Genomic DNA, 22,983 nt, shown 5'->3' with positions numbered 1-22,983 from the left:
TACGTTTCGGCATGGCCCTGCTCGGCATTGTTTCGGCGGCCGCTCTCGTCGCGCCGGCGGCGGGCTTCGCCGAGGGCTTCCAGACCGCCGCGCCGCGCGCCATTCTCGTGGATGCGGGAACGCATACGGTGCTGCTCGAAAAGGGCGCCGACGAATATGTGACGCCCGCCTCCACGGTGAAGATCATGACCGCCGAGGTCGTGTTCCACGAGATCGCCGAAGGGCGGCTGAAGCTCGACGACGAATTCACCGTCTCGGAGCACGCCTGGCGCAGCGGCGGCGCGCCGGCGGGCGGCTCGGCCATGTTCCTCTTGGTGAACAGCAAGGTGCGGGTCGAGGATCTGATCCGGGGCCTCGTGGTCGACTCCGGCAATGACGCGGCGATCACGCTCGCCGAAGGCGTCGCCGGCTCCGAGGAGGCTTTCGTCGGCCGCATGAACAAGCGCGCCTCCGAGCTCGGCCTGACCAAATCGGTCTTCGGCAATCCCTGGGGGCAGGCGGCGCCCGACCAGAAGGTGACCCCGCGCGAGATGGTCCAGCTCTCGGCGCATGTCATCAAGACCTATCCGGACCTCTACCGCTATTTCGGCGAGAAAGAGTTCACCTGGAACAAGATCCGCCAGCAGAACCGCAATCCGCTGCTCACCATGAGCATCGGCGCGGACGGGCTGAAGACCGGCAATATCGACGATTCCGGCTATGGCATGGTGGGCTCCGCGGTGCAGGACGACCGCCGCCTCATCGTCGCAGTCTATGGGCTGCGCACCGCCAAGGACCGCGCCGAAGAGGCCCGTAAGCTCCTGCAATGGGGCTTCCGCAATTTCGAGGAGAAGCCCCTGTTCAAGGCGGGCGAGCCGATCGGCTCGGCGCAGGTCTATGGCGGCGCCTCCGGCTCCGTGCCGCTGACCTCGCCGACGGATGTGAAAGTGCTGCTGCAACGCGGCGGCGGCTCCGAGAAGCTCACCGGTAAAATCGTCTATGAGGGACCGCTGATCGCTCCCGTAGAGGCTGGGACGAAGGTCGCCAGGCTCGAGGTCCGCCGCGGCTCGACCGTCGTGCTCGAGCAGCCGCTCGAAGCCGCCGAGACGATCGAGAAGGGTTCGCTCCCGAGCCGCGCCTTCGACGCGGCCTATGAGTATGCGGCCGGCGCCATTCACAACAAGCTGTCGAAGAAGCAATGAGCGCCGAGCCGCCGCTCGGCCCGGCGCGTGGGCAGGACAAGGGCCGCGCCGGCAAATTCGTCACGCTCGAGGGCGGCGAAGGCGCCGGCAAGTCGACGCAGATGCGCCGCCTGCAAGAACGCCTCGCCTTGAAGGGCGTGGAGGCGATCGCGACGCGCGAGCCCGGCGGCTCGCCGCACGCCGAGGCGCTGCGCGAGGCGCTGCTCGGCGGCAAGGCGGCCTCTCTCGGCCCGCTCGGCGAGGCGATCCTGTTCTCGGCGGCGCGCATCGACCATCTCGACCGGCTGATCAAGCCGGCGCTCGCCCGCGGCGCCTGGGTCATCTGCGACCGTTTCGCCGATTCGACGCGCGCCTATCAGGGCGCGCGCGGCGGCGTCGATCCGCGGCTGATCGCTCTGCTGGAGCGCGTCGCGCTGATGGGCGCCGCGCCCGACTTGACCATCATCCTCGATCTGCCGCCCGAGATCGGCCTCACGCGCGCCGAGCGCCGCCGCGCGCCGGACGAGGCCGCCGATCGTTTCGAGCGAGAAGGGCTCGAATTCCATCGCGGCCTGCGCCAGGCCTATCTCGACATCGCCGCGAGCGAGCCCGGCCGCTGCTGCGTCGTCGACGCGCTCGCGCCGGAGCAGGAAGTGGCCGAAGCGATCTGGCACATCGTCGAAGCGCGCTTCTTTCGGCCCGAAATCGTCATTCCCGTAAAGAGCGTGTTCGCGTGAAGCGCGACAGCGTCGACGCGCCGCCCGAGAGCGACCGTTTCGCCGATGTCCCGCATCCGCGCGAGACCCATGCGCTGTTCGGACATGCGGCGGCCGAGAGCGAGCTCCTCGACGCGTTTCGGCGCGGCAAGATGCCCCAGGCCATTCTCATCGGCGGGCCGGAGGGGATCGGCAAGGCGACGCTCGCCTGGCGGCTCGCGCGCTTCCTGCTCGCCCATCCCGATCCTTCCGCGCCGGAGGCGGCGAGCGCGGGGTCCTTCCTCGTTTCGGAGGAGGCCATGGTCAGCCGGCGCGTCGCCGCGCTGGCGCTGCCCGATCTCTTTCTGCTGCGCCGAGAGTGGAACGAGAAGACGAAGAAGCATTTCACCGAAATCCGCATCGAGGATGTGCGAAAGCTCATCCACCTCTTCCACCAGAGCTCGGGCGAGGGCGGCTGGCGCGTCGCCATTGTGGATTGCGTCGACGATCTCAACCGCTCCAGCGCCAACGCTTTGCTGAAGCTGATCGAGGAGCCGCCGGCGCGCTCGCTGTTCCTGCTCGTCGCCCATCAGCCGGGCCGCGTGCTGCCGACGATCCGCTCGCGCTGCCGCAAGCTCGCGCTGGCGCCGCTCGCGGAGGCGGATGTCGTCGCCGCGATCCGCGCGCTCGGGGCGCCCTGGCGCGACCTGCCGGAAGCGACGCTGCGCGGAGCCGCTGCGGGGTCGGAAGGCTCGGTGCGCGAGGCGCTGCGGCTCTTGGACGGCGACGGCGTCGCCTTCGACGCGGCGCTCAGGGCGATGTTCTCGCGCCTGCCGCAGGTCGATTGGCTCGCCGTGCATTCGCTCGCCGACCGCCTGACCGGGCGCGACAATGAGGCCGCCTACGAGACCTTCATGACCGGGCTCTATCGCTATCTGGATCGCACGGTGCGGACGCAGGCTGGCGAGGGGGCGGGCGCGGCGAGCCTCGTCCCCTACGCGCGCGCCTGGGAGCGCATCAGCGAAGCGGCGCGAGACACGGAAGTCTTCAACTTCGACAAGCGCGGGCTCATTCTGCAGGTCTTCGCCGATCTCGAAGAGGCGACGAGACGATAGAGATTTCGTTGGACCTCGTTCCCACTTCGAAAGGCTTCCCGCCCGTCGCGCGCGCGGACGCTCGCGTGCTGATCCTCGGCTCGCTGCCGGGACAGGTCTCGCTGGCGCGCGTCCAATATTACGCGCAGCCGCGCAACGCCTTCTGGCCGATCATGGGGCGGCTCTTCGGCGCGGCGCCGGAGCTTCCCTATGAGGAGCGCCTCGCGCGACTGATGGAGAGAGGCGTCGCGCTGTGGGACGTTTGCGCGCAAGGGCGCCGGCCGGGCAGCCTGGACCAGAGAATCGACGTCGCCAGCGTCGAGACGAATGACTTCGCCGGCTTTCTCGCCGCGCACCCCGATATCGCCCTGATATGTCTCAACGGCGCCAAGGCCGGCGATTTGTTCCGCCGCAAGGTCGCGCCGACTCTTCGCTCATTCGCGCCGCAAAGCTCGATCCTTCCTTCGACGAGCCCCGCCCATGCGGCCATGCCCTTCGAGCGCAAGCTCGAACATTGGCGCGCGGCGCTCACGGAATTTCTCTGAGGGCGCCGAGCGGAATTATGCTGCGCCGCACCCTTGCCGCTTTCCCGCGGCCGCAAAGCGCGGTAGACGAGTCTTATGGCTGAACGTCCGACCTTCATGATCACCACCGCCATTCCTTACGCGAATGGCGCCCCGCATATCGGTCATGCGTATGAACGCATCGCGACCGACGCCTTCGCGCGCTTCAAGCGGCTCGACGGCTTCGACGTGCTGTTCGTGACCGGAATGGACGAGCACGGCCAGAAGATGCAGCGCACCGCCGAGCGCGAGGGGCTGACCCCGCAGCAGCTCGCCGACCGCACCGCTGACCAGTTCCAGACCATGGGCGAGACGCTGAACGCGCCCGCCGACGATGTCGTGCGCACGACGCAGCCGCGCCATGCGGCGGCGGCGCTGGAGATCTGGCGGCGCATGGAGGCGGCGGGCGACATTTATCTCGCCAAATATTCGGGCTGGTACTCGGTTCGCGACGAGGCCTATTACGACGAGGGCGAGATCGCCGAGGTCGAGGGCAAGAAGCTCGCGCCGACCGGCACGCCGGTCGAATGGGTGGAGGAGGAGAGCTGGTTCTTCAAGCTCTCGTCCTATCAGGAGAAGCTGCTCGCCCATTACGAGGCGCATTCCGATTTCATCACGCCCGAGAAATACAAGAACGAGATCGTCTCCTTCGTGAAGCGCGGCCTGACCGACCTCTCGATCAGCCGCACCACTTTCGACTGGGGCATTCCGGTCCCGCCGAAGCCGCAGACCAATGCGCAGCATGTGATGTATGTGTGGGTCGACGCGCTCACCAATTACATCACCGCGACGGGGTTTCTGACCGGGGAGGGGGAGCGCGCCCGCTTCTGGCCGGCCGACGCCCATGTCATCGGCAAGGACATCACGCGGTTCCACGCGGTCTATTGGCCGGCCTTTCTGATGTCGGCCGGCCTGCCGCTGCCCAAGCACATCGTCGTGCACGGCCATCTGTTCAGCCGCGGCGAGAAAATGTCGAAATCCGTCGGCAATGTCATCGATCCGATCGATCTCGCCGGGCGCTACGGCGTCGACCAGCTGCGCTATTTCTTCCTGCGCGAAGTTCCCTTCGGCCAGGACGGCAATTATTCGCATGAGGCGATCGTCAGTCGCATCAACGCCGATCTCGCCAATGACCTCGGCAATCTGGCGCAGCGCTCGCTGTCGATGATCGCCAAGAATTGCGGCGGCGCCGTCCCTTCGCCCGGCGAATTGACCGAGGCCGACCGCGCGCTGCTCGCCGAAGCCTCGGCCGCGCTCGGCAAGGCGCGCGAGGCGATGGACGCCTATGCGCCGCATCTGGCGCTCGCCGAGCTGTTCCGCGTCGTCGCCGAGGCCAATCGCTATTTCGCCGGCGAGGAGCCCTGGGCCAAGAAGAAGACCGACCCGAAGCGCATGGAGACGATCCTCTATGTGACGGCGGAGGCGCTGCGGCGGCTGGCGATCCCGCTGCAGCCCTTCCTTCCGGGCGCGGCCTCCAGCTTGCTTGGGCTGCTCGGCGTTCCGGCCGACGCGCGCGATTTCGCCCATGCGGGCGAGGCGCAGGCGCTCGCCCCCGGCGCGCCGCTGCCGCCGCCGGCCCCCGTCTTCCCGCGCTATGTGGAGGAGGGACCAGAGGCGGCGTGATCGGCCGTTTCTGAAACCAGGAACTATGCGGCATGACAGATGAACTTTCGCAGGCTGAAGCCGATGCATTGTTGGCGATCGCCAAGCGCGCATTGTCGAATGCACCGGTACGGTTCCCGGACCCGGGAAATAAGATTTCTGTCGAGTTGCAATCGTGGAACGAGAAAGAGCGATTTCTTCTCGATGTAAATAGAAGCTATGTCAGCCTGTCGAAAATCACTTATCAGACTCGCGGGCGAGTCGTTATCATTCTGGCGCGGCTGGACATCGATGGGCCGCCCCATCGCAATCCGGATGACACGGAGGTCGGGGGATCGCATTTGCACCTGTATAGGGAAGGCTACGCCGACAAATGGGCTTTTGCGGTTCCCATGGAGCAATTCCGGGATATCTCGAAGCGGTGGGAAACGTTTGAGGATTTCATGAAATATTGCGGTGTATCGGAGCCGCCTCAATTCGATCGGAGTTTGTTTTCGTGACGGATGTTTCGGACATCGAGCGGCTCGTGGATAGCTACCGCATGTGGCTGCGTGACCGCACGACCTTGCGGAACGTGCACGCCGACTGGGTCGAAATCACTACTCCCTATCTAGATCGACATAATGATTATATTCAAATTTACGTGCGCAAGGAAAATGGCGCTTATCGACTGACCGATGACGGCCATACGATACGCGACCTCGAACTCTCCGGCTGCTTGTTGGATATTCCAAAGCGAAAAAGCCTTCTAAAAATTGCGATCAATGGATTCGCAGTCGATCTTAACGACGGAGTTTTGAGCGTCTGCGCCAATTCGGACAATTTTTCCGCACGCAAGCACGCACTCGTCCAGGCGATTTTGGCTGTCAATGACTTGTTTTATACATCACGTCCGATCGTTAAAAGCCTATTCAAAGAGGATGTAGAGCATTGGCTTGATCTGTCTGATATACGATTTCTTCCAAATGTCCAATTTACCGGAAAAAGCGGCTATACTCACCAGTTTGATTTCGGGATACCGCGCTCTAAGACTGCGCCGGAACGCATTCTTAAAGCGATAAACAACCCTAATAAGGACACTGCCCAAAGCCTGATCTTTGCCTGGCTTGATACCAGAGAGGAGCGTCCGACGGATTCGCTCGCGGTCGCCATTCTCAACGACGCCGAGCGACCGGTTACTGGAGCCGTTACCGGCGCACTCGAACGATACGATATCCGACCACTCCTCTGGTCGGATCGCGAGAAGAACCGGATGGAACTAGCCGCCTGATAGAGAGCCCATGCTGATCGACACCCACTGCCATCTCGACTTCCCCGATTTCGCGCCGGAACAGGAGGAGGTCGTCGCGCGCGCTCGCGCGCAGGGCGTCGCGCGCTTCGTCACCATCTCGACCCATGTCGAGAAATTCGACGCGATCCGCGCCATAGCGGAGCGATACGAGGATGTGTTCTGCACTGTCGGCACGCATCCGAACCACGCCCATGAGGAGCGCGAGGCGAGCGCCGCCGAGCTGGTGGCGCTGGCGCGTCATCCCAAATGCGTCGGCATAGGCGAGGCGGGGCTCGACTATCACTATGACAAGGCCCCGCGCGAGCTGGCGCATCGGGTTTTTCGCACCCATATCGCCGCGGCGCGCGAGAGCGGCCTGCCGCTCGTCATTCATTCGCGCGACGCCGATGAGGATTGCGCCGCGATCCTGCGCGAGGAGATGGGGAAGGGGGCTTTCAAGGCCCTGCTCCATTGCTTCACCAGCTCGCGCGCGCTCGCCGAGACGGCGGTCGAGCTCGGCCTCTACATCTCCTTTTCCGGCGTGGTGACGTTCAAGAATTCGGGCGATTTGCGGGAGATCGCCCGCGACGTCCCGCTCGAGCGGCTCCTGGTCGAGACTGACGCGCCCTTCCTCGCCCCGGTCCCGCATCGCGGCAAGCGCAACGAGCCGGCCTATGTCGCCGACACGGCGCGCACGCTCGCCGAGGTGAAAGGCGTCTCCTTCGAGGAAATGTCGGCGCGGACGACGGCCAACGCCCTCGCGCTCTTCTCCAAGATGACGCCGATCGAAACGGCCGGCGCTTCTAGCGACGAGCGGCGGGCGGCCGAATGAGCCTGACGGTCACCATATTGGGCTGCGGCTCCTCGGGCGGCGTGCCGCGCGTCGGGCAGGGCTGGGGCGCTTGCGATCCGGCCAATCCGAAGAACCGCCGCCGCCGCTGCTCGATCCTGGCCACGCGGACGGACGGCGAGAAGCGGACCAATGTGCTGATCGACACCTCGCCCGACCTGCGCGAGCAATTGCTCGACGCGCAGGTCGACCATCTCGACGGAATTCTCTTCACCCATCCGCACGCCGATCACACTCATGGCGTCGACGACGTCCGCGGTCTCGTCCTCGAGAGCGGCCGCCGCATTCCGGCCTATCTGGACGAGCCGACGGCGAATATGTTGACCGATCGCTTCGACTACATCTTCAAGACGCCGCCCGGCAGCTATTACCCGCCGCTGCTCGACGAGCATCGCATCCATCTCGGCCGCGAAGTTTCGGTCGAAGGGCCCGCCGGCGCGATCGAGGCCGTGCCATTCCGTCTCGACCATGGCGATATGGACGCTCTCGGCTTCCGCATCGGCGGCCTTGCTTATACGCCGGACCTCAATTCCGTGCCGAAGGAGAGCTTCCGCCATCTCGAGGGGCTCGACGTCTGGATCATCGACGCGCTCCGCCACAAGCGCCATGGCACGCATCTTTCCGTCGGCGAGGCGCTGGAATGGATCGCCCATTTCAAGCCGCGCCGCGCCGTCCTGACCGACCTCCACGTCGATCTCGACTATGAGGCGCTCGCCGCGACGCTGCCGCCGGATGTGACGCCGGCCTATGACGGAATGCGGATCGAGCTGGCGTAACGCCGCGCCCGAAACAGTCCCGAAACGCTCACGGATCCGCCGCATTTGCGCCGCGCCGGACGGACTTTTTTAAGTTCCATAATATCGATTATGCGAATTACGTATCCCGAACTCGCCCTGATTCCGTGAGCTTATCGGCGCCGCCCGCCTCCGCCCTCGATCTGTGGCGCGTCGAAGCGGCGGACGCGCCAGCAATTTGCCGCGCTCTGGCCACTTTTCGGGACTTCGATCTCGAATTCACGTCCTGCGACTCGGGCGTGACGAACTGCGGCCTCCGGTTTTTTCGACTCGGCTGGCGAATTCATCTAGCCAGAATGGGCCGTTTCCTGGTAAAAAGGCGATTGCGCGGGACTATATGGCATTCAACTGGCACACTTACGAACGCACCGGAACCGGCTCTCCGCGAGACGCCGGCGAACGAGCGCGCGTCGTCGGCGCTTCAGCGCCCGGCGAGAGGCCGTGTATGTGGCTATAGCGGTCTTCTGGCGATGGCGGAGACGAGTACTAAGACATGAGCAGCAAAGGTCGAGACTTCCGGGGGCCCAGAAAACGTGGGTTCGACGACGACCCTCCATACGGCTATGACAGCCCGCGGCCCAGCCGGCCGCCGAGGTCGCAATTCGGCGGAGGCGGCGGATTCCCCGATTCCGCGCCCCCTTCGAACGAGCCCGCGATCGACGCGGTGGTCAAATGGTTCAAGCCCGAGAAAGGCTTCGGCTTCGTCGAGCTCGGCAATGGCACGGGCGACGCCTTCCTGCATATCGGCGCCGTCCAGGCGGCGGGCTATGACGCCCTGCCTCCCGGCGCGAAGCTGAAGGTGCAGGTCTCGAGCTCGGTCAAGGGCCAGCAGGTCTCGCGCGTGCTCGAGGTCGATCTTTCGACCGCGACCGCCGAGCGTCCGCGCAGCAGCGGTGGCGGCGGCGGCGGCTTCGATCGGCCTCCGCGGCGTCAGGCTCCCGATCCGTCGACGGCCGTGCCGGTCTCCGGCAAGGTCAAATGGTTCGACGAGACCAAGGGCTTCGGCTTCGTGCAGTCGAACGACGGCGGCAAGGACGTCTTCGTCCACATCTCGATCCTCGGCCCCTCCGGCGTCAATCATCTCGCCGAAGGCCAGCCGGTGACGATGCAGGTCGTCGACACGGCAAAGGGTCGCGAGGCTCTGTCGATCTCGCTCGACTGAGCGCGGAAATCGAAAGCCGCAAGTCGGACACGACTTGCGGCGACGCGCCTGTCGTCGAACAGAAATCCTTTCAACGCCTCGGATGCGCAAGTCGGGTCCGAGGCGCTGTCGTTTGCAAGGCGCACCAAGGCCCCGGACCCTCGGATCGACTGCGGAGGGCGGTAGACCGAGGGCGCAGTCGAGATCCGGCACTCATGTTAGAGCAAAGCGCCTCGAACTCCTCGCCTTTTTTCGCGTGCTCCACTGCGTCAAAACAACGCGTCGCTCACGCTTCGCCCTCTTGCGCGAACCAGCGGAGCTGATCGATGGCTGAGGAACGGGTCGCCCGTCTCATCGGCATAATGGCGGCTCTGCGGACGCCCGGAAGCGGCTGCCCTTGGGACCTCGAGCAGGATTTCGGCAGCATCGCGCCCTATACGCTCGAAGAGGCCTATGAAGTCGTCGACGCTATCGAGCGCGGCGATCTCGGCGATCTGCGCGAGGAGCTCGGCGATCTGTTGCTGCAGGTCGTCTTCCATTCCCGATTGGCCGAGGAGGCCGGGGCTTTCGCCTTCGCCGACGTCGTCGAGGCCATTTCCGACAAGCTCGTCCGCCGCCATCCGCATGTGTTCGGCGACAAGAGCGCCGCCACCGCGGAAGACGTCTCGATTCAATGGGCCGAGATCAAGGCGCGTGAGAAACAGCTCCGCGCCGAGCGGCGCGGCCTCGAGGAGGCGCAGGGACTTCTCGACGGCGTGCCCCCGGCCCTGCCCGCTCTGACGCGCGCGGTCAAGCTGCAGGAGAAGGCCGGCAAGGTCGGCTTCGACTGGGCCGACGCCCGGCTGGTGCTGGAGAAGATCCGCGAGGAGACCCGTGAAGTGGAGGAGGAGCTGGAGGCCGGAGCCCCCTCGCCCGCCCTCGCCGCGGAGATCGGCGATCTTCTCTTCGCCGTCGCCAATCTGGCGCGGCACGTCGGGGCCGACCCCGAGCAGGCGCTGCGCGGCGCCAACGCCAAATTCGAGCGGCGCTTCCGTTTCATCGAGCGCGCGCTCGCGGAAAAGGGAGCGAGCCCGCGGGAATCGACGCTCGACGAGATGGAAGCATTGTGGCAGGCGGCCAAAATCGCCGAACGCGAATGAGCCGCGTCGTATGAGCGGCGCCTCGACTCACTGCTCGAATTTCTCGAGAACCCAGGGCTCGGCGCGCCCGCTCTCCACCCATTCCCGATAGGCCGGAAGCGTCTCGATCGCGCGCATGTAATCCTGCGCCTGTGTCGAGACATCGAGGACATAGGTCGAGAAACGGCAGACGACCGGCGCGAACATGGCGTCCGCCGCCGAAAAGGCGCCGAACAGAAACAGCCCCTCTGAACCAAAGCGCGCGCGTGCGTCGCGCCAAGCGGCGTCTATGCGCGCTATGTCGGCCGCCGCCGCCGGGCTCGGCGCTCCGACCGGGCGCGGCGGGCGGCGGAAATTGGTGGGGAACTCGCCGCGCATCGCCGTGAAACCCGAATGCATTTCCGCGGCGAGCGAGCGCGCCAGGGCGCGCGCCGCCGGGTCGCGCGGCCAGATCGCGAGATCGGGATAGCGCTCGGCGACGAATTCGACGATGGCGAGCGAATCCCAGACGAGACTGTCGTCGCAGCGCAGCGCCGGCGCCTTTCCCGCCGGCGAGAAGGCGAGGAGCTTTTCCTTGGACTCCGGTCCATAGAGCGGAACCAAGGTCTCCTCGAAGGGAATGCCGAACTGCTTCAGCAGCAGCCAGGGCCGCAGCGACCAGGACGAATAGGCCTTGTTGCCGATGAGCAGAGAGAAAGTCATCAAAAAATCCTCAATGGGTCGTCTGGGAAAAGAGACTCAGCAAGACGACGCCGGCGATGATGAGGCCCATTCCGGCCATTTCTCCGGCGTTGAGCGTCTGGCGAAACGCGAACCAGGCGACGACGGCGATCAGCGCCTGGCCGACGCCGGACCATATCGCATAGGCCACGGCGACCGGAATGCTGCGCAGCGCGAGCGACAGCAGAAAGAAGGACACACAATAGCCGATGACGACGACGATCGACGGCAGAGGCTTCGAGAAGGCTTCGCTGGCCTTGAGCGCAGAGGTGCCGACGACCTCGGACAGAATGGCGATCACCAGATAAATTCGATCCATGATCCGATCCGCTGCTTTCGGGGCTTCACGGGCGCGAGACGGGCCGAAACGAAATCAGAGCGTTTCCAGCCGAAGTGGACGCCGGTTCGGCGTTGGAAGCGCGTCGAAACAAAAGACGCTAGCGCGCGCGCCGCCGCGCCGGCGTTTGCGCGCGAACTTCGGCCTGCGGATAGCGGCGCGTCACACTGTCGAAACGTTCGGGCGCGACGCGCACGACGAGCCGCGCTCTTCCGTCCGGCAGCGTCTGCCGGTCCAGCACCTCGGCATGGGCGTGCAGCCAAGCGGCGCCGGCGCCGTCGGCCGGATCGAGCTCGACCTCGAGCTGCACGCGCCCTTCCGCGAGGCGCGTCTCTATGCGGTCGAGCAGGGAATCGAGCCCCTCCCCGGTCAACGCCGAGACGAGCGAGGGCCTGTCGACTCCCTTCTTGCCGCGCGCGGCGACGCGCATCGCCGCGAGACGATCGGGATCGAGCGCGTCGATCTTGTTCCAGACCTCGAGAATGCGCGTTCCCGCCTCGCCGGAAAGCCCGAGCTCGGCGAGGATCGCCTCGACGTCGCCGGCCTGCGCCTCCCAATCCTCATGCGAGACGTCGCGCACATGCAGGATGACATCGGCGAGCGTCACCTCTTCGAGCGTGGCGCGAAAGGCCGAGATCAGCATGGTCGGCAGATCGGAGATGAAGCCGACCGTGTCCGAGAGCAGAACCTTCGAGCCATGCGGCAGGCGGATCTGCCGCAGCGTCGGATCGAGCGTCGCGAACAGCATGTCCTCGGCCAGCACGCCGGCCTTGGTCAGGCGGTTGAACAAGGTCGATTTGCCGGCGTTGGTGTAGCCGACGAGCGCGACGACGGGATAGGGAACCTCGCGGCGCTTCTTGCGATGCAAGCCGCGCGTGCGCTTCACCTGCTCGAGGTCGCGCTCGATGCGGGCCATGCGTTCCTCGATGAGGCGGCGGTCGGTCTCGATCTGCGTCTCGCCGGGGCCGCCGAGGAAGCCGAAGCCGCCGCGCTGGCGCTCGAGATGGGTCCAGCTGCGCACGAGGCGCGACTTCTGATAGGCGAGATGGGCGAGCTCGACCTGCAGCGCGCCCTCCTTGGTGCGGGCGCGGCGGCCGAATATCTCGAGGATCAGCCCTGTGCGGTCGATGACCTTGGCGCCCCAGGCTTTTTCGAGATTGCGCTGCTGCACGGGCGAGAGCTGGCAGTCCATGGTGACGAGCTCCGCCTCGGCGGCTTTCACCGTCTCGGCGATCTCCTCGACCTTGCCTTTGCCGAGATAGGTGGCTGGCCGCAGCTCATGCAGCGAAACGGCGATCTCGCCGACGATGTCGAGATCGATCGCCTCGGCGAGGCCGACGGCCTCGCCGAGCCTCGAGGCGGCGTCGCGCCCGGCCCCCTGCCCCGTGGATTCGGCGCCCCGCGCCCGCGCCGGATAGGGGCCGACCACGAGCGCGCGCGTCGGCGCTGCGGCCGTGCGGTCATCGAAGGCTGACTTCTTTTCGCTCAACCCGACCTCGGCGCTGGACGAGGCGCCGGCAAGGCGCCGCGCATCGTCAGCATCAGTTGTTTTTTACAGGACTCCGGCCGAAGGAGCGAGTCCGCCCCTCCTCGTTTGTCCGCCTCTCCTCGATCCTGCTCAGCGATGGCGCTCCGGCGCGGGCTCCGCGCCTTCTTCTCCCGGCTCGAACATATGGATCGGATGACCGGGCATGATCGTCGAGATCGCATGTTTGTAGACGAGCTGCGAATGCCCATCGCGGCGCAGCAAGAGGCAGAAGTTGTCGAACCAAGTCACGATACCCTGCAATTTCACGCCATTGACCAGAAAAATCGTGAGCGGGACTTTGTTCTTCCTCACGTAATTCAAAAAGGTATCCTGGAGATTCTGCGCGCGTTCGGAGGACATCGGCTATCCTGTTCTGTTTTTCGTTATCGGGGCGATTTGCGTCGCTCTTATCGGTCCATAGCCATCCGACCGCACATTAGAGACTGCGGCGGCGCAATGCGCAAGACGCAACTCCCTCATGCGGCGAAAGGCCTCCTATTCCGTTTCTCTAGCCCGTTGTTTCGACGAGTTTACGACGAGACGAAGCCCATCAACTAGAGCCAAACCGCCGCAGAGCCAATAGGAATTTTTCGCAAGGCCTTGTATCGGCGAGATTTGTCGCCTCATTCGATGGCGAGCGACTTCAACTTGCGATGGAGCGCCGAACGCTCCATTCCGATGAATTCCGCCGTGCGGGAAATGTTGTTGCTGAAGCGATTGAGCTGAGCGATCAGATATTCTCGCTCGAACACTTCGCGCGCCTCGCGCAGCGGCAGGCTCATCAGCTTCTCGCCGCGCACGCCGGCCGGCGTCGAGGGGACGAGCTGGCCGATCTCCGAGGGCAGCATTTCGGCCGAGATTTCCGCCGCGGCGTCGCCGGCGGTCAGAATCATCAGCCGCTCCACATTGTTGCGCAGCTGGCGGATGTTGCCCGGCCAGTCGTGCAATTGCATCACGGCGAGCGCGTCCCCGCTGATCTTGCGGCGCGGCATGCCGGAGGTCGCCGACACCTGCTCCATGAAATATTCGATGAGCTCGGGGATGTCCTCGCGTCGCTCGGCGAGCGATGGAATGCGGATCGGCACCACGGAGAGGCGATGGAAGAGGTCCTCGCGCAGCGTCCCCTCCTCGATCGCCGAGGCGAGGTCGCGCGCCGAGGAGGAGATGATGCGCACGTCGACCTCGACGCGTGTCGTCCCGCCGACGCGCTGAAAATTCTGCTCGACGAGAACGCGCAGGATTTTCGCCTGCGTGTCCTTGGGCATGTCGGCGATCTCGTCGAGGAAGAGCGTGCCGCCATGGGCCTCTTCGAGCGCGCCGATCTTGCGGGTCCCGTCGGCGCCCTCCACGCCGAAAAGCTCGCTCTCCATATTTTCCGGCGTGATCGTCGCCGCATTGATGACGACGAAGGGGCCGCTCGCGCGCTGCGAAGCCGCATGGATGCAGCGGGCGGCGAGCTCCTTGCCGGAGCCCGGCTGGCCGGTGATGAGCACGCGCGAATTGACCGGGGCGACGCGCGCGATGACCTGCTGCAGCTGATGCGCCGCAAAGGAGCCGCCGACGATGCGGTCCGAGGCGCCGGCGCGCTGGCGCAGCGCGCTCAATTCGCGGCGCAGATGCGAGGCCTCGAGCGCGCGCTCGGCGACGAGCACCAGGCGATCGGCCTTGAACGGCTTCTCGATGAAGTCATAGGCGCCGAGCTTTATGGCGCTCACCGCCGTCTCGATATTGCCGTGGCCGGAGATCATCACCACCGGCAGGCCTTTGTGCTGCTTCTGAATGATCTCCAGCAGCTGCATCCCGTCGAGGCGCGAGCCCTGCAGCCAAATGTCGAGGAAGACGAGATGCGGGCGGCGTTGCTCTATGGCCGCGAGCGCGCCATCGGCGTCCTTGGCGGTGCGCGCCCCATGGCCCTCGTCGCCGAGAATCCCCGCGACGAGCTCTCTGATATCTTCCTCGTCGTCGACGATGAGTATGTCGCTGACCATCTGCCTCACCATTCACGAAGTCCGCGCCTGCGCCTCTCCCGCCGCCGAGGCGGCCTCGCCGAGCGGAATGAACAGGCGCACGCAGGCGCCGGTCCCGGAGGGCGCGTCGAGCAATTCGAGTCGCCCGCCATGGTCCTCGATGATCTTGGCGACAATAGGCAGGCCGAGCCCCGTGCCCTCGGCCCGCGTCGTCATATAAGGCTCGAGCAGGCGCTGCCGGTTGAAGACCGGGAAGCCCTTGCCATTGTCGACGACGTCGATCTCCGCCATATGATCGCGCACGCCGAGGCTGATCTCGATCTTCTTGACGTCGAGCGTGGCGGCGTCCTCGCGGGCGGCGATGCCCTCGGCGGCGTTCTTCACGATATTGGTGAGCGCCTGCGACAAAAGTCGCCGATCGAAGACGGCGAAAACCGGCGTCTCCGGCAGGGTCAGCTTCATTTCGACGTCGTTATGGGCGACGCGCGTCAGGAAGAAAGCCTGGCGCATGCAGTCGCAGAGATCGTCGCGCTCCGGCCGCGCCTTGGGCATGCGGGCGAAGGAGGCGAATTCGTCGACCATGCGCTTGATGTCGTCGACTTGGCGCACGATCGTGTCCGTGCATTGGTCGAAGACGTCGCGCTCGACGGTGATGTGCTTGCCGTATTTGCGTTTCAGCCGCTCGGCGGAGAGCTGGATCGGCGTCAGCGGATTTTTGATCTCATGGGCGATGCGCCGCGCGACATCCGCCCAGGCGGAGGTGCGCTGCGCGGTGACGAGATCGGTGATGTCGTCGAGCGTGACGACGAAATCCGCGCCGCCCTGCTGCGTGCTCGCCGAGGTGACGCGGACGGCGAGCGTCAGCTCCTTGGCGCCGCGCCTTATGTTGATCTGAGTCTGGATCGCGCGCGGGAAGGCCTCCTCGGCGTCGGCGAGAATGGGCGCGATCTCGGGGAGCGCCTCGGCCGCGCGCGCGCCGATCGCCGCCGCAGCGCCGTCCCGTCCGGCGGCGCCGACGAGCAGCTCTTCCGCCGAGCGGTTCAGCACATTGATCCGTCCCTCCGCATCCACGCCGATGACGGCGGCCGGAACGCCCGAGAGCACCGCCTCGGTGAACAAGCGCCGCTCCTCGTTCTGGCGATTGGCGGCGACGAGGCGGCTCTGCTGCTGCTCGATCTCGCTGGTCATATTGTTGAAGACGGAGCCGAGGCGGGCGAGATCGCCATGCGAGCGCTCGACCTCGACGCGCACGTCGAGATTGCCGGCCGACACCTGGTCGGTCGCGGCGATCAGCGCGCGGATCGGCGCGACGAGACGGTCGACGAAATCGAGGCCGACCCACACGGCCGAGAGCAGCATGATGGTGGCGAGCAGCGCATACATCACGGTGAAGGCCTTCTTCACCGCGCCGCGATAGGCCTCGAAAGTGTCATAGGTGGCGATGAGGCTCGCCGCCTGCTCCGGGAACTGCACGCCGAAGGGATCGACCGGACGCGTCACATAGAGGAATGTGTCCGGGAAGGTCGACAGCGGCCGCAGCGCGACGAAAGTGCGCCCGTCGTCGATGACGAGGCAGAGCGGCTCGCCCTTGCGCGCATCCTCGAAATCCGCGGCCGGCGGCGCGACGACGATCGCCGAGCCGTCGGCCGTCACATCGACGCGCTCCAATATCTGGCCGTCCGTCTTGACGATCGCCGCCACGGAAAAGCCGAGGAAACGCGCGCGCGAGACGAAGAATTCGTGGAACAGGCCGCGATCGGCGTTGAACATGGCGCGGGCGCGATCGAGGTCGGAGGCCGAGAGCTGCGCCTCCTGCAGCAGCGAGCGGCATTGCGTCTCGCGAAACACGCGCGCCGCCTCCGCCGTGCTGTGGACCGAGGTCTTCACCATGGCGAGGAATTGCGGGTTCAGCGCGCGCTCCAGCGTCACCGAGCCGACGATGGCGAGAATGATCGCCGGCGTCAGCGCCAGCACGGAGAAGAAGCCGACGATGCGGATGTGGAGGCCCGCCGCCGCCTCGCCGCGCCGCCAGGAGCTGATGAGCGAGCCGGCCTTGACGAGCACCAGAGTGGCGAGCAGGACCAGCGCGACCGCGTCGGCGAAGAACAGAGGGTAAACGACGTCGCTGGTCGGCGCCACCGGCGCGAGCTCGGCCATGACGAAGAAAGTGGCGAGCGCGCAGGCGACGGCGGCGACGACCGCGATCGGCCCGAACCACAGGCGCCAGGACCTTTTACCGGGCGCGGCCGGCGGCGCAGGCGCCGGAATCTCTCCCGCCATGGACATGCGCCTGTATAGGTCGTGGTGCGCGGAGAGGCAATGCGGCCCCTCGGGCGTCTCAGGGTTCCGAATTCAGGTTAACGAGCAGACATGTTTCCAGCGTCATGGCTGCGCTTGTCGCGGCCATCCACGCCACGACGCTCAGCAGCGTCAGAATGGTCTGGAGCCTAATGCGGACATTCCTCGCCCGCGAGGGGAGCGCTCTGCCACATAGGAGAGCGCGGCGTCGATCTGCGCCGCCGCCCGAGCGGTAAAGCGAAGCCGCATCACTCATATTTGGCCCAGAGAGCGCGCATCGCCTCGTCGGAGGCGAGTTCGCCCCGCTCGACCTCCCCCAGAGCTTCCGCCAAGGCGCTCTCTTCGTCCGGAGTCAATTCTATGCGTTGCGTCTCGCTGTCCGCGATCTCGAGGAGGAGGCGCGCGAGATCGTCCTGCACGGGGTCGGGCAGTTTCTGGATGGACGCGAAAGCCTGGTCGAGCAGACGGGTCACGAGTCGAACTCCTGCTGCGCAGCGACGCGCATCATAGCGGGACGTGGCGCGCGACTCCAATAATAGGGCTTCGCGCGGCCGTGCGAGCCTCGAAGGCCGCCGAAATGGAGGGGCCAGAGCAACAGCCCGAATTTCGTATCGTGACACTCGATTCCCGGGCCGTCGGCCTACCGGACGACGCCCTTTCGGTTCAGGTGACCCCGCTCCTCACCGCGGCGAGCGCATCAGGCGGATGTCGAGATCATTGACCTTCTTGCGCAGCGTGTTGCGGTTGAGGCCGAGCAGCTCCGCGGCCTTGATCTGATTGCCCCGTGTCGCGGCGAGCGCGGCGGAGATCAGCGGCACCTCGATCTCGCGGATGACGCGATGATAGAGGCCGGGCGGCGGCAGGCGGTCGCCATGGTCGCGGAAGAGCTTGGCGAGATGCTGCTCGACCGAGGTGGAGAGCGTCAAATCCTTGTCGGACGGAAGGTCCGCCATGATCGTCGTCGGCTGAGCGCCGCGATCGCCGGGGGACGCTTGCCGCATCTCGTGCTCGAGCTCGAGCTCCACCACCTGCTCGGTGATGACCTCCTGCGGATGCAGCGCCGCGAGGCGGCGGATGAGATTCTCCAGCTCGCGGATATTGCCCGGCCAGCGGTAGCGCTTCATGCGGTCGAGCGCCGCCTGCTCGATATATTTCTGCGGCAGGCCCTCGCTCGCGGCGACCTTGAAGAAATGATGCACGAGGTCGGGGATGTCCTCCGAGCGCTCGCGCAGCGGCGGCAGCCGCAGCGGCACGACGTTCAGGCGGAAATAGAGGTCCTCGCGGAAGAGGCCCTGCTGGATCAGCGCGCGCAGGTCCTTATTGGTCGCGGCGATGATGCGGACATTGGTCTTGATCGGCGTGCGGCCGCCGACGGTCGTATATTCGCCCTGCTGCAGCACGCGCAGAAGGCGCGTCTGCGCCTCCATCGGCATGTCGCCGATCTCGTCGAGGAAAAGCGTGCCGCCCTCGGCCTGCTCGAAACGGCCGATGGAGCGCTGATTGGCGCCGGTGAAAGAGCCCTTCTCATGGCCGAACAGCTCGCTCTCGATGAGATCGCGCGGAATGGCGGCCATGTTGATGGCGACGAAGGGGCCCTTCTTGCGCTTGCCATAGTCGTGCAGCGCGCGGGCGACGAGCTCCTTGCCGGTGCCTGATTCGCCGTTGATCATCACGGTCAGGTCGGTCTGCATCAGCCGCGCGAGCGAACGATAGATCTCCTGCATCGCCTGCGAGCGGCCGACGAGGGGCATGCCCTCCATCTCGTCCGGCCCGTCGGCCTCGCTCTTCTTGCGCGGCTCCGCCATGGCGCGGCCGACGATGCCGACGAGCTCCTTGAGATCGAAGGGCTTGGGCAGATAGTCATAGGCGCCGCGCTCGGAGGCGCGGATCGCGGTCATGAAAGTGTTCTGCGCGCTCATCACGATGATGGGCAGATCGGGACGCAGCTTCTTGATGCGCGGCAGCAGCTCGAAGGCGTTCTCGTCCGGCATCACCACATCGGTGACGACGAGATCGCCCTCGCCCGATTGCACCCAGCGCCACAAGGTCGCGGCGGTTCCGGTGGTGCGCACCTCATAGCCGGCGCGCGACAGCGCCTGCGCCACCACAGTCCTGATCGCGGCGTCGTCGTCGGCGACCAGAATCTCGCCGTGGGTCATCGGATTTTTCTCCAGCAGATCGTTCTTGCGAGCGGCGCTCTCTTCGCGTCGTCTCCGCTCACTCGGCGGCGGGTTGCTTTCTGGCTCGTCGTTCGTCCGCTCGCTTCTCCTCGTCCTTGTTGCGATACATCGGCATGAGGATACGGAATGTGGTTCGCCTCGGGTGGGATTCGCATTCGACGATGCCGCCGTGGTCATTGACGATCTTGGCCACTAGTGCAAGTCCGAGGCCAGTTCCGGAAGTCTTGGTGGTGACGAAAGGATCGAACAAATGCGCGGCTATGTCCTCGGGCACGCCGCGGCCATTGTCGCGCACGCAGAATTCGAGCGGCAGGCCGACCGGGCGCTTCTCGCCGATCGCGCGCAGGCTCACCCCCGGCCGAAAGGCGGTGGAGAGCTCGATCTCGCCGTCGATCGCGTCGCCGATCGCCTCGGCGGCGTTCTTCACCAGATTGAGGAACACCTGGACGAGCTGATCGCGATTGGCGGCGACCGGCGGCAGCGAGGGGTCGTAATTCTCGATGAAGCGAATGTGGCGGGCGAAGCCGCTGCGGGCGACGCGCTTCACATGGTCGAGAACGACGTGAATATTGACCTTCTCGCGCTCCGGCGGGCGCGAGTCGGAGAACACCTCCATCCGGTCGACGAGGCGGACGATGCGGTCCGTCTCCTCGCAGATGAGCCGCGTCAGCGCACGATCGGCGTCGCCGACCGAGCTCTCCAGCAATTGCGCCGCTCCGCGTATGCCCGACAGCGGATTCTTGATCTCATGCGCCAGCATGGAGGCGAGCCCAGAAACAGTGCGCGCCGCCCCCCTATGGGTCAGCTGCCTGTCTATTTTATCGGCAATTGTTCGCTCTTGCAGCACGACCAGCACGCCGCCGTCGCTTTCGGGCAGCGGCGCGCAATGCACATCGACGCGCCTCTCGCCCTCCATTCCGGGGCGGCCGAGGTCGATGCGATATTCGTTGATCGCCGCGCCGCGCTCGCGCACCTGCTCGATGAGCGCCAGCAGCGGCGAGCCGAAAGGCACGAGACGGCCGAGCTCCTGTCCGATGAGGATGGGTTTGCCGATCTCGAAAAACGCCTCGGCGGCGGCGTTGGCGTCGACGATCACCCCGTCCGGGCGGATCGCCAGTATCACATTGGGCAGCGCCTCCAATATGCAGGCGCGATTGTTATCGGCGATGACGCGCAGCCGCGCGCCGACGGGGGGCGGCGCGCTCTTGCGGCGTTGCGAATTGGACTCTGCCGGCATTTCGACACCTCGAACTCTCATCCGGCGCGGCGCGCGCCGATCCGCTGGGACTTGACCGTCAGGAACGAGCCGGAGCCGGCGTCGCCGGCTCGAGCGAGAACAATCGGCTCAGAAGTCCGCGGACTTCCTCCGCCGAGGACGAGGCGACGAGCGCCGCCCTGAGACGGGCGCGCGTCTTCGCGTCTCCCTCCGCCCGCTCGGCATAGGCGGAAAGATGCTTGCGCGCGTGGCGAAGGCCGGCGCCGGAGCCCATGGCGGCGAGCAGGCCGTCCAGATGGTCGAGCGCCGCCTCGAGCCGCGCCGCGGCGGAAGGCGCGGCGCGACGCCGGCCGGTCGCCAGAAAATAGGCGATATCGCCGACGAGCCAGGGCCGCCCCAGCGCCGCCCGTCCGACCATTACCGCATCGGCGCCGGACGAGGCGAGCATTGCGGCGGCGTCCCGCGGCGAGGCGCAATCGCCATTGGCGACGACGGGAATTTTGACGGCGGCCTTGACCTCGGCGATCGCCCGCCAATCCGCCCTGCCCTCGTAGAATTGCGCGCGCGTGCGGCCGTGCACCGTGACCATGGCCGCGCCCTCGGCCTCGACCAGCCGCGCCAGCTCGGCGGCGTTGCGGCAAGAATCATCCCAGCCGAGCCGCATTTTGACGCTGACCGGAACCGAAACCGCGCCGACGGCGGCGCGCGCCAACTCGGCCGCGAGGACGGGCTCGCGCATCAGCGCCGCGCCGGCGAGGCCGCCGGTCACGCGCTTGCAGGGACACCCCATGTTGATGTCGATGAGCTTGGCTCCGGCGGCTTCGGCGCGGCGCGCCGTCTCCGCCATGCCGGCCGGATCGCGCGCCGCGATCTGCACGATATGCGCATCGAGGCCGCCGCCGTCCAGCCTCTGGCGGGCTTCCACATCCCCGCGCGCGAGGGCGCTCGCGCCGACCATTTCGCCGACCGCCGCGGACGCGCCGAAGCGCATTGCGATCCGCCGCATGGCGAGATCGGTCACGCCGGCCATGGGGGCGAGCAGCGCGCGTCCCTCGAGATGAAGCGAACCGATGCGCAAAGGCGCGGCTCCTATGGTCTCGCCTATAATTTCATCAGTTGTCATCGTGCCTACACTATATGCAGCCGAACATACGTACGCAATGCGTACATCCCCGAGATTCGTCGAATTTGACGCGAAAGCGAAAAAGCGGGAGAGGAACCGAATATGAGCTCTTCCTCGACCATAGCGATCCTCACCGTCGCCGCGGGCCGCGGCGTGCGGGCGGGCGACGGCCTTCCAAAACAATATCGTCCGCTTCTCGGCAAGTCTGTGCTCGCCCATACGCTCGAGTCCATGCACGCCGCCGCGCCGCAGGCCGCCCTTCTCGTCGCGATCCACGCCGACGACGCCGCGCTTTATGGCGCGAGCTCGGCCGAGCTCTCGGAAAGCGCGCGGTCGCGCCTCCTCGCGCCTGCGATCGGAGGAGCGACCCGCCAGCAGAGCGTTCGCAATGGCCTCGAGGCGCTCGCCGCCCTCTCGCCCGCCCCCGACATCGTCCTGATCCAGGATGCGGCCAGGCCCTTCGCCGACGCCGCTCTCGTCGGGCGGGCGATCGAGGCGGCGCGCGCCCATGGCGCCGCCGTGCCGGGCCTGCCGCTCGCCGATACGGTCAAGCAGATCGACACGCGCGGCGTGGTGACGGCGACGCCCGACCGCGCGAGCCTGCGTTTCGTGCAGACGCCGCAGGCTTTCGTTTTTCCGCTGATCCTCGCGGCGCATCGGCTCGTCGCCGGACGCGGCGGGGCCGAGCTCACCGACGACGGCATGGTCGCCGAGGCGGCCGGACACGAGGTTCATGTGTTCGCGGGCGATCCCGCCAATTTCAAGCTCACCACGCCGGAGGATTTCTTGCGCGCTCGAGACAGGCTGCTGGGCGACCTCTCCGATATTCGCACCGGCCAGGGCTATGACGTTCACGCCTTCGGCCCCGGCGCCGAGGTCTGGCTCGGCGGCGTCCCGGTGCCGCACAGCCATGGGCTCGCCGGCCATTCGGACGCCGACGTGCTCTCCCACGCCATCACCGACGCGCTGCTCGGCGCGCTCGCCGACGGCGACATCGGCAAGCATTTTCCGCCCTCGGACCAGCAATGGAAGGGCGCGCCTTCCTCCATCTTCCTCGCCTTCGCGGCGAAGCGCGTGCGCGAGCGCGGCGGACTCATCGCCCATGTCGATGCGACCATCGTCTGCGAAGCGCCGAAGGTCGGCCCACATCGCGACGCGATACGCGAGAGCCTCGCCAAGATCATGGAGATCGACATCGACCGCGTGGCGGTGAAGGCGACGACCTCGGAGCGCCTGGGGTTTACCGGCCGCCAGGAGGGCATGGCGGCGCTGGCGCTCGCGACGGTGAGGCTGCCTTTTCGTTGACGAGGGTCTCGAAATTACGCGC

General features: G+C 66.2%; 22 protein-coding genes. 12 read left to right on the top strand and 10 right to left on the bottom strand.

Features of this window, described 5'->3' with window-relative positions:
• The first annotated feature begins 11 nt into the window (after nucleotides 1–11).
• From Mspo_RS05625 to mazG, 11 genes are all read left to right on the top strand, one after another.
• The gene (locus tag Mspo_RS05625) at nucleotides 12–1,181 is read left to right on the top strand and encodes a D-alanyl-D-alanine carboxypeptidase family protein (RefSeq protein WP_159727708.1); all 1,170 of its coding nucleotides are present in this window, start codon (nucleotides 12–14) and stop codon (nucleotides 1,179–1,181) included.
• Entirely contained in the window at nucleotides 1,178–1,897 is a 720-nt protein-coding gene (gene tmk / locus Mspo_RS05620) for a dTMP kinase (protein ID WP_159727669.1), read from the top strand. The genes Mspo_RS05625 and tmk overlap by 4 nt, the downstream gene beginning before the upstream one ends.
• Nucleotides 1,894–2,970: a DNA polymerase III subunit delta' gene (locus Mspo_RS05615; protein WP_159727667.1), complete on the top strand. Its 1,077-nt coding sequence runs from the start codon at nucleotides 1,894–1,896 to the stop codon at nucleotides 2,968–2,970. Before tmk ends, Mspo_RS05615 begins: the two co-directional genes overlap by 4 nt.
• Nucleotides 2,971–2,978: 8 nt before the next feature.
• The gene (locus tag Mspo_RS05610) at nucleotides 2,979–3,494 is read left to right on the top strand and encodes a DNA-deoxyinosine glycosylase (RefSeq protein WP_159727651.1); all 516 of its coding nucleotides are present in this window, start codon (nucleotides 2,979–2,981) and stop codon (nucleotides 3,492–3,494) included.
• Nucleotides 3,495–3,569: 75 nt separating this feature from the next.
• Nucleotides 3,570–5,135, top strand: coding sequence for a methionine--tRNA ligase (metG, locus tag Mspo_RS05605; protein WP_256366346.1), 1,566 nt, complete (start codon nucleotides 3,570–3,572; stop codon nucleotides 5,133–5,135).
• A gap of 32 nt (nucleotides 5,136–5,167) precedes the next feature.
• Nucleotides 5,168–5,614, top strand: a complete 447-nt coding sequence (locus tag Mspo_RS05600) for a hypothetical protein (protein ID WP_159727649.1) — start codon at nucleotides 5,168–5,170, stop codon at nucleotides 5,612–5,614.
• The gene (locus Mspo_RS05595; RefSeq protein ID WP_201281633.1) at nucleotides 5,611–6,384 is read left to right on the top strand and encodes a DUF1829 domain-containing protein; all 774 of its coding nucleotides are present in this window, start codon (nucleotides 5,611–5,613) and stop codon (nucleotides 6,382–6,384) included. The genes Mspo_RS05600 and Mspo_RS05595 overlap by 4 nt, the downstream gene beginning before the upstream one ends.
• Nucleotides 6,385–6,394: 10 nt before the next feature.
• Entirely contained in the window at nucleotides 6,395–7,216 is an 822-nt protein-coding gene (locus Mspo_RS05590; RefSeq protein ID WP_159727647.1) for a TatD family hydrolase, read from the top strand.
• Nucleotides 7,213–8,010 carry an MBL fold metallo-hydrolase gene (locus Mspo_RS05585; protein ID WP_159727645.1) on the top strand — a complete coding sequence of 266 codons (798 nt, stop codon included), beginning with the start codon at nucleotides 7,213–7,215 and terminating at the stop codon, nucleotides 8,008–8,010. Before Mspo_RS05590 ends, Mspo_RS05585 begins: the two co-directional genes overlap by 4 nt.
• Before the next feature lie 511 nt (nucleotides 8,011–8,521).
• The gene (locus Mspo_RS05580) at nucleotides 8,522–9,190 is read left to right on the top strand and encodes a cold-shock protein (protein ID WP_159727643.1); all 669 of its coding nucleotides are present in this window, start codon (nucleotides 8,522–8,524) and stop codon (nucleotides 9,188–9,190) included.
• A 305-nt stretch (nucleotides 9,191–9,495) separates the two neighbouring features.
• Entirely contained in the window at nucleotides 9,496–10,308 is an 813-nt protein-coding gene (gene mazG / locus Mspo_RS05575; RefSeq protein WP_159727641.1) for a nucleoside triphosphate pyrophosphohydrolase, read from the top strand.
• A gap of 27 nt (nucleotides 10,309–10,335) precedes the next feature.
• On the opposite strand, the gene Mspo_RS05570 is transcribed toward mazG, so the two are convergent.
• From Mspo_RS05570 to dusB, 10 genes are all read right to left on the bottom strand, one after another.
• Nucleotides 10,336–10,989, bottom strand: a complete 654-nt coding sequence (locus Mspo_RS05570) for a glutathione S-transferase (protein ID WP_159727639.1) — start codon at nucleotides 10,987–10,989, stop codon at nucleotides 10,336–10,338.
• A gap of 10 nt (nucleotides 10,990–10,999) precedes the next feature.
• Nucleotides 11,000–11,326, bottom strand: a complete 327-nt coding sequence (locus tag Mspo_RS05565; protein WP_159727637.1) for a multidrug efflux SMR transporter — start codon at nucleotides 11,324–11,326, stop codon at nucleotides 11,000–11,002.
• Nucleotides 11,327–11,444: 118 nt separating this feature from the next.
• Nucleotides 11,445–12,833 (bottom strand): GTPase HflX, encoded by a 1,389-nt coding sequence (gene hflX / locus Mspo_RS05560; protein ID WP_159727635.1) that lies wholly within the window; start codon nucleotides 12,831–12,833, stop codon nucleotides 11,445–11,447.
• A gap of 129 nt (nucleotides 12,834–12,962) precedes the next feature.
• A complete protein-coding gene (hfq, locus tag Mspo_RS05555; protein ID WP_159727633.1) occupies nucleotides 12,963–13,232 on the bottom strand; it encodes an RNA chaperone Hfq in 270 nt (89 codons plus the stop codon).
• A 263-nt stretch (nucleotides 13,233–13,495) separates the two neighbouring features.
• Entirely contained in the window at nucleotides 13,496–14,860 is a 1,365-nt protein-coding gene (locus Mspo_RS05550; RefSeq protein WP_159727702.1) for a sigma-54 dependent transcriptional regulator, read from the bottom strand.
• A 12-nt stretch (nucleotides 14,861–14,872) separates the two neighbouring features.
• A complete protein-coding gene (locus Mspo_RS05545) occupies nucleotides 14,873–17,119 on the bottom strand; it encodes a PAS domain-containing sensor histidine kinase (RefSeq protein ID WP_244613163.1) in 2,247 nt (748 codons plus the stop codon).
• A gap of 266 nt (nucleotides 17,120–17,385) precedes the next feature.
• Nucleotides 17,386–17,610, bottom strand: coding sequence for a hypothetical protein (locus Mspo_RS05540; RefSeq protein ID WP_159727629.1), 225 nt, complete (start codon nucleotides 17,608–17,610; stop codon nucleotides 17,386–17,388).
• A 207-nt stretch (nucleotides 17,611–17,817) separates the two neighbouring features.
• Nucleotides 17,818–19,296 (bottom strand): nitrogen regulation protein NR(I), encoded by a 1,479-nt coding sequence (gene ntrC, locus Mspo_RS05535; protein WP_159727627.1) that lies wholly within the window; start codon nucleotides 19,294–19,296, stop codon nucleotides 17,818–17,820.
• A gap of 58 nt (nucleotides 19,297–19,354) precedes the next feature.
• On the bottom strand, nucleotides 19,355–20,554 hold the full coding sequence (locus tag Mspo_RS05530; RefSeq protein ID WP_159727625.1) for a nitrogen regulation protein NR(II): 1,200 nt from the start codon (nucleotides 20,552–20,554) through the stop codon (nucleotides 19,355–19,357).
• Between the two features lie 58 nt (nucleotides 20,555–20,612).
• Nucleotides 20,613–21,611: a tRNA dihydrouridine synthase DusB gene (dusB, locus tag Mspo_RS05525; RefSeq protein ID WP_159727623.1), complete on the bottom strand. Its 999-nt coding sequence runs from the start codon at nucleotides 21,609–21,611 to the stop codon at nucleotides 20,613–20,615.
• A gap of 147 nt (nucleotides 21,612–21,758) precedes the next feature.
• On the opposite strand from dusB, the gene Mspo_RS05520 reads away from it, so the two are divergent.
• Entirely contained in the window at nucleotides 21,759–22,961 is a 1,203-nt protein-coding gene (locus Mspo_RS05520) for a bifunctional 2-C-methyl-D-erythritol 4-phosphate cytidylyltransferase/2-C-methyl-D-erythritol 2,4-cyclodiphosphate synthase (protein WP_159727621.1), read from the top strand.
• The last annotated feature ends 22 nt before the right edge of the window (nucleotides 22,962–22,983 follow it).

The organism is Methylosinus sp. Ce-a6 (genome assembly GCF_009811655.1).
Classification (GTDB): domain Bacteria; phylum Pseudomonadota; class Alphaproteobacteria; order Rhizobiales; family Beijerinckiaceae; genus Methylosinus.
Note: the sequence above shows the minus strand (reverse complement) of the source record. Positions and strands in the feature narration are given on the sequence as shown.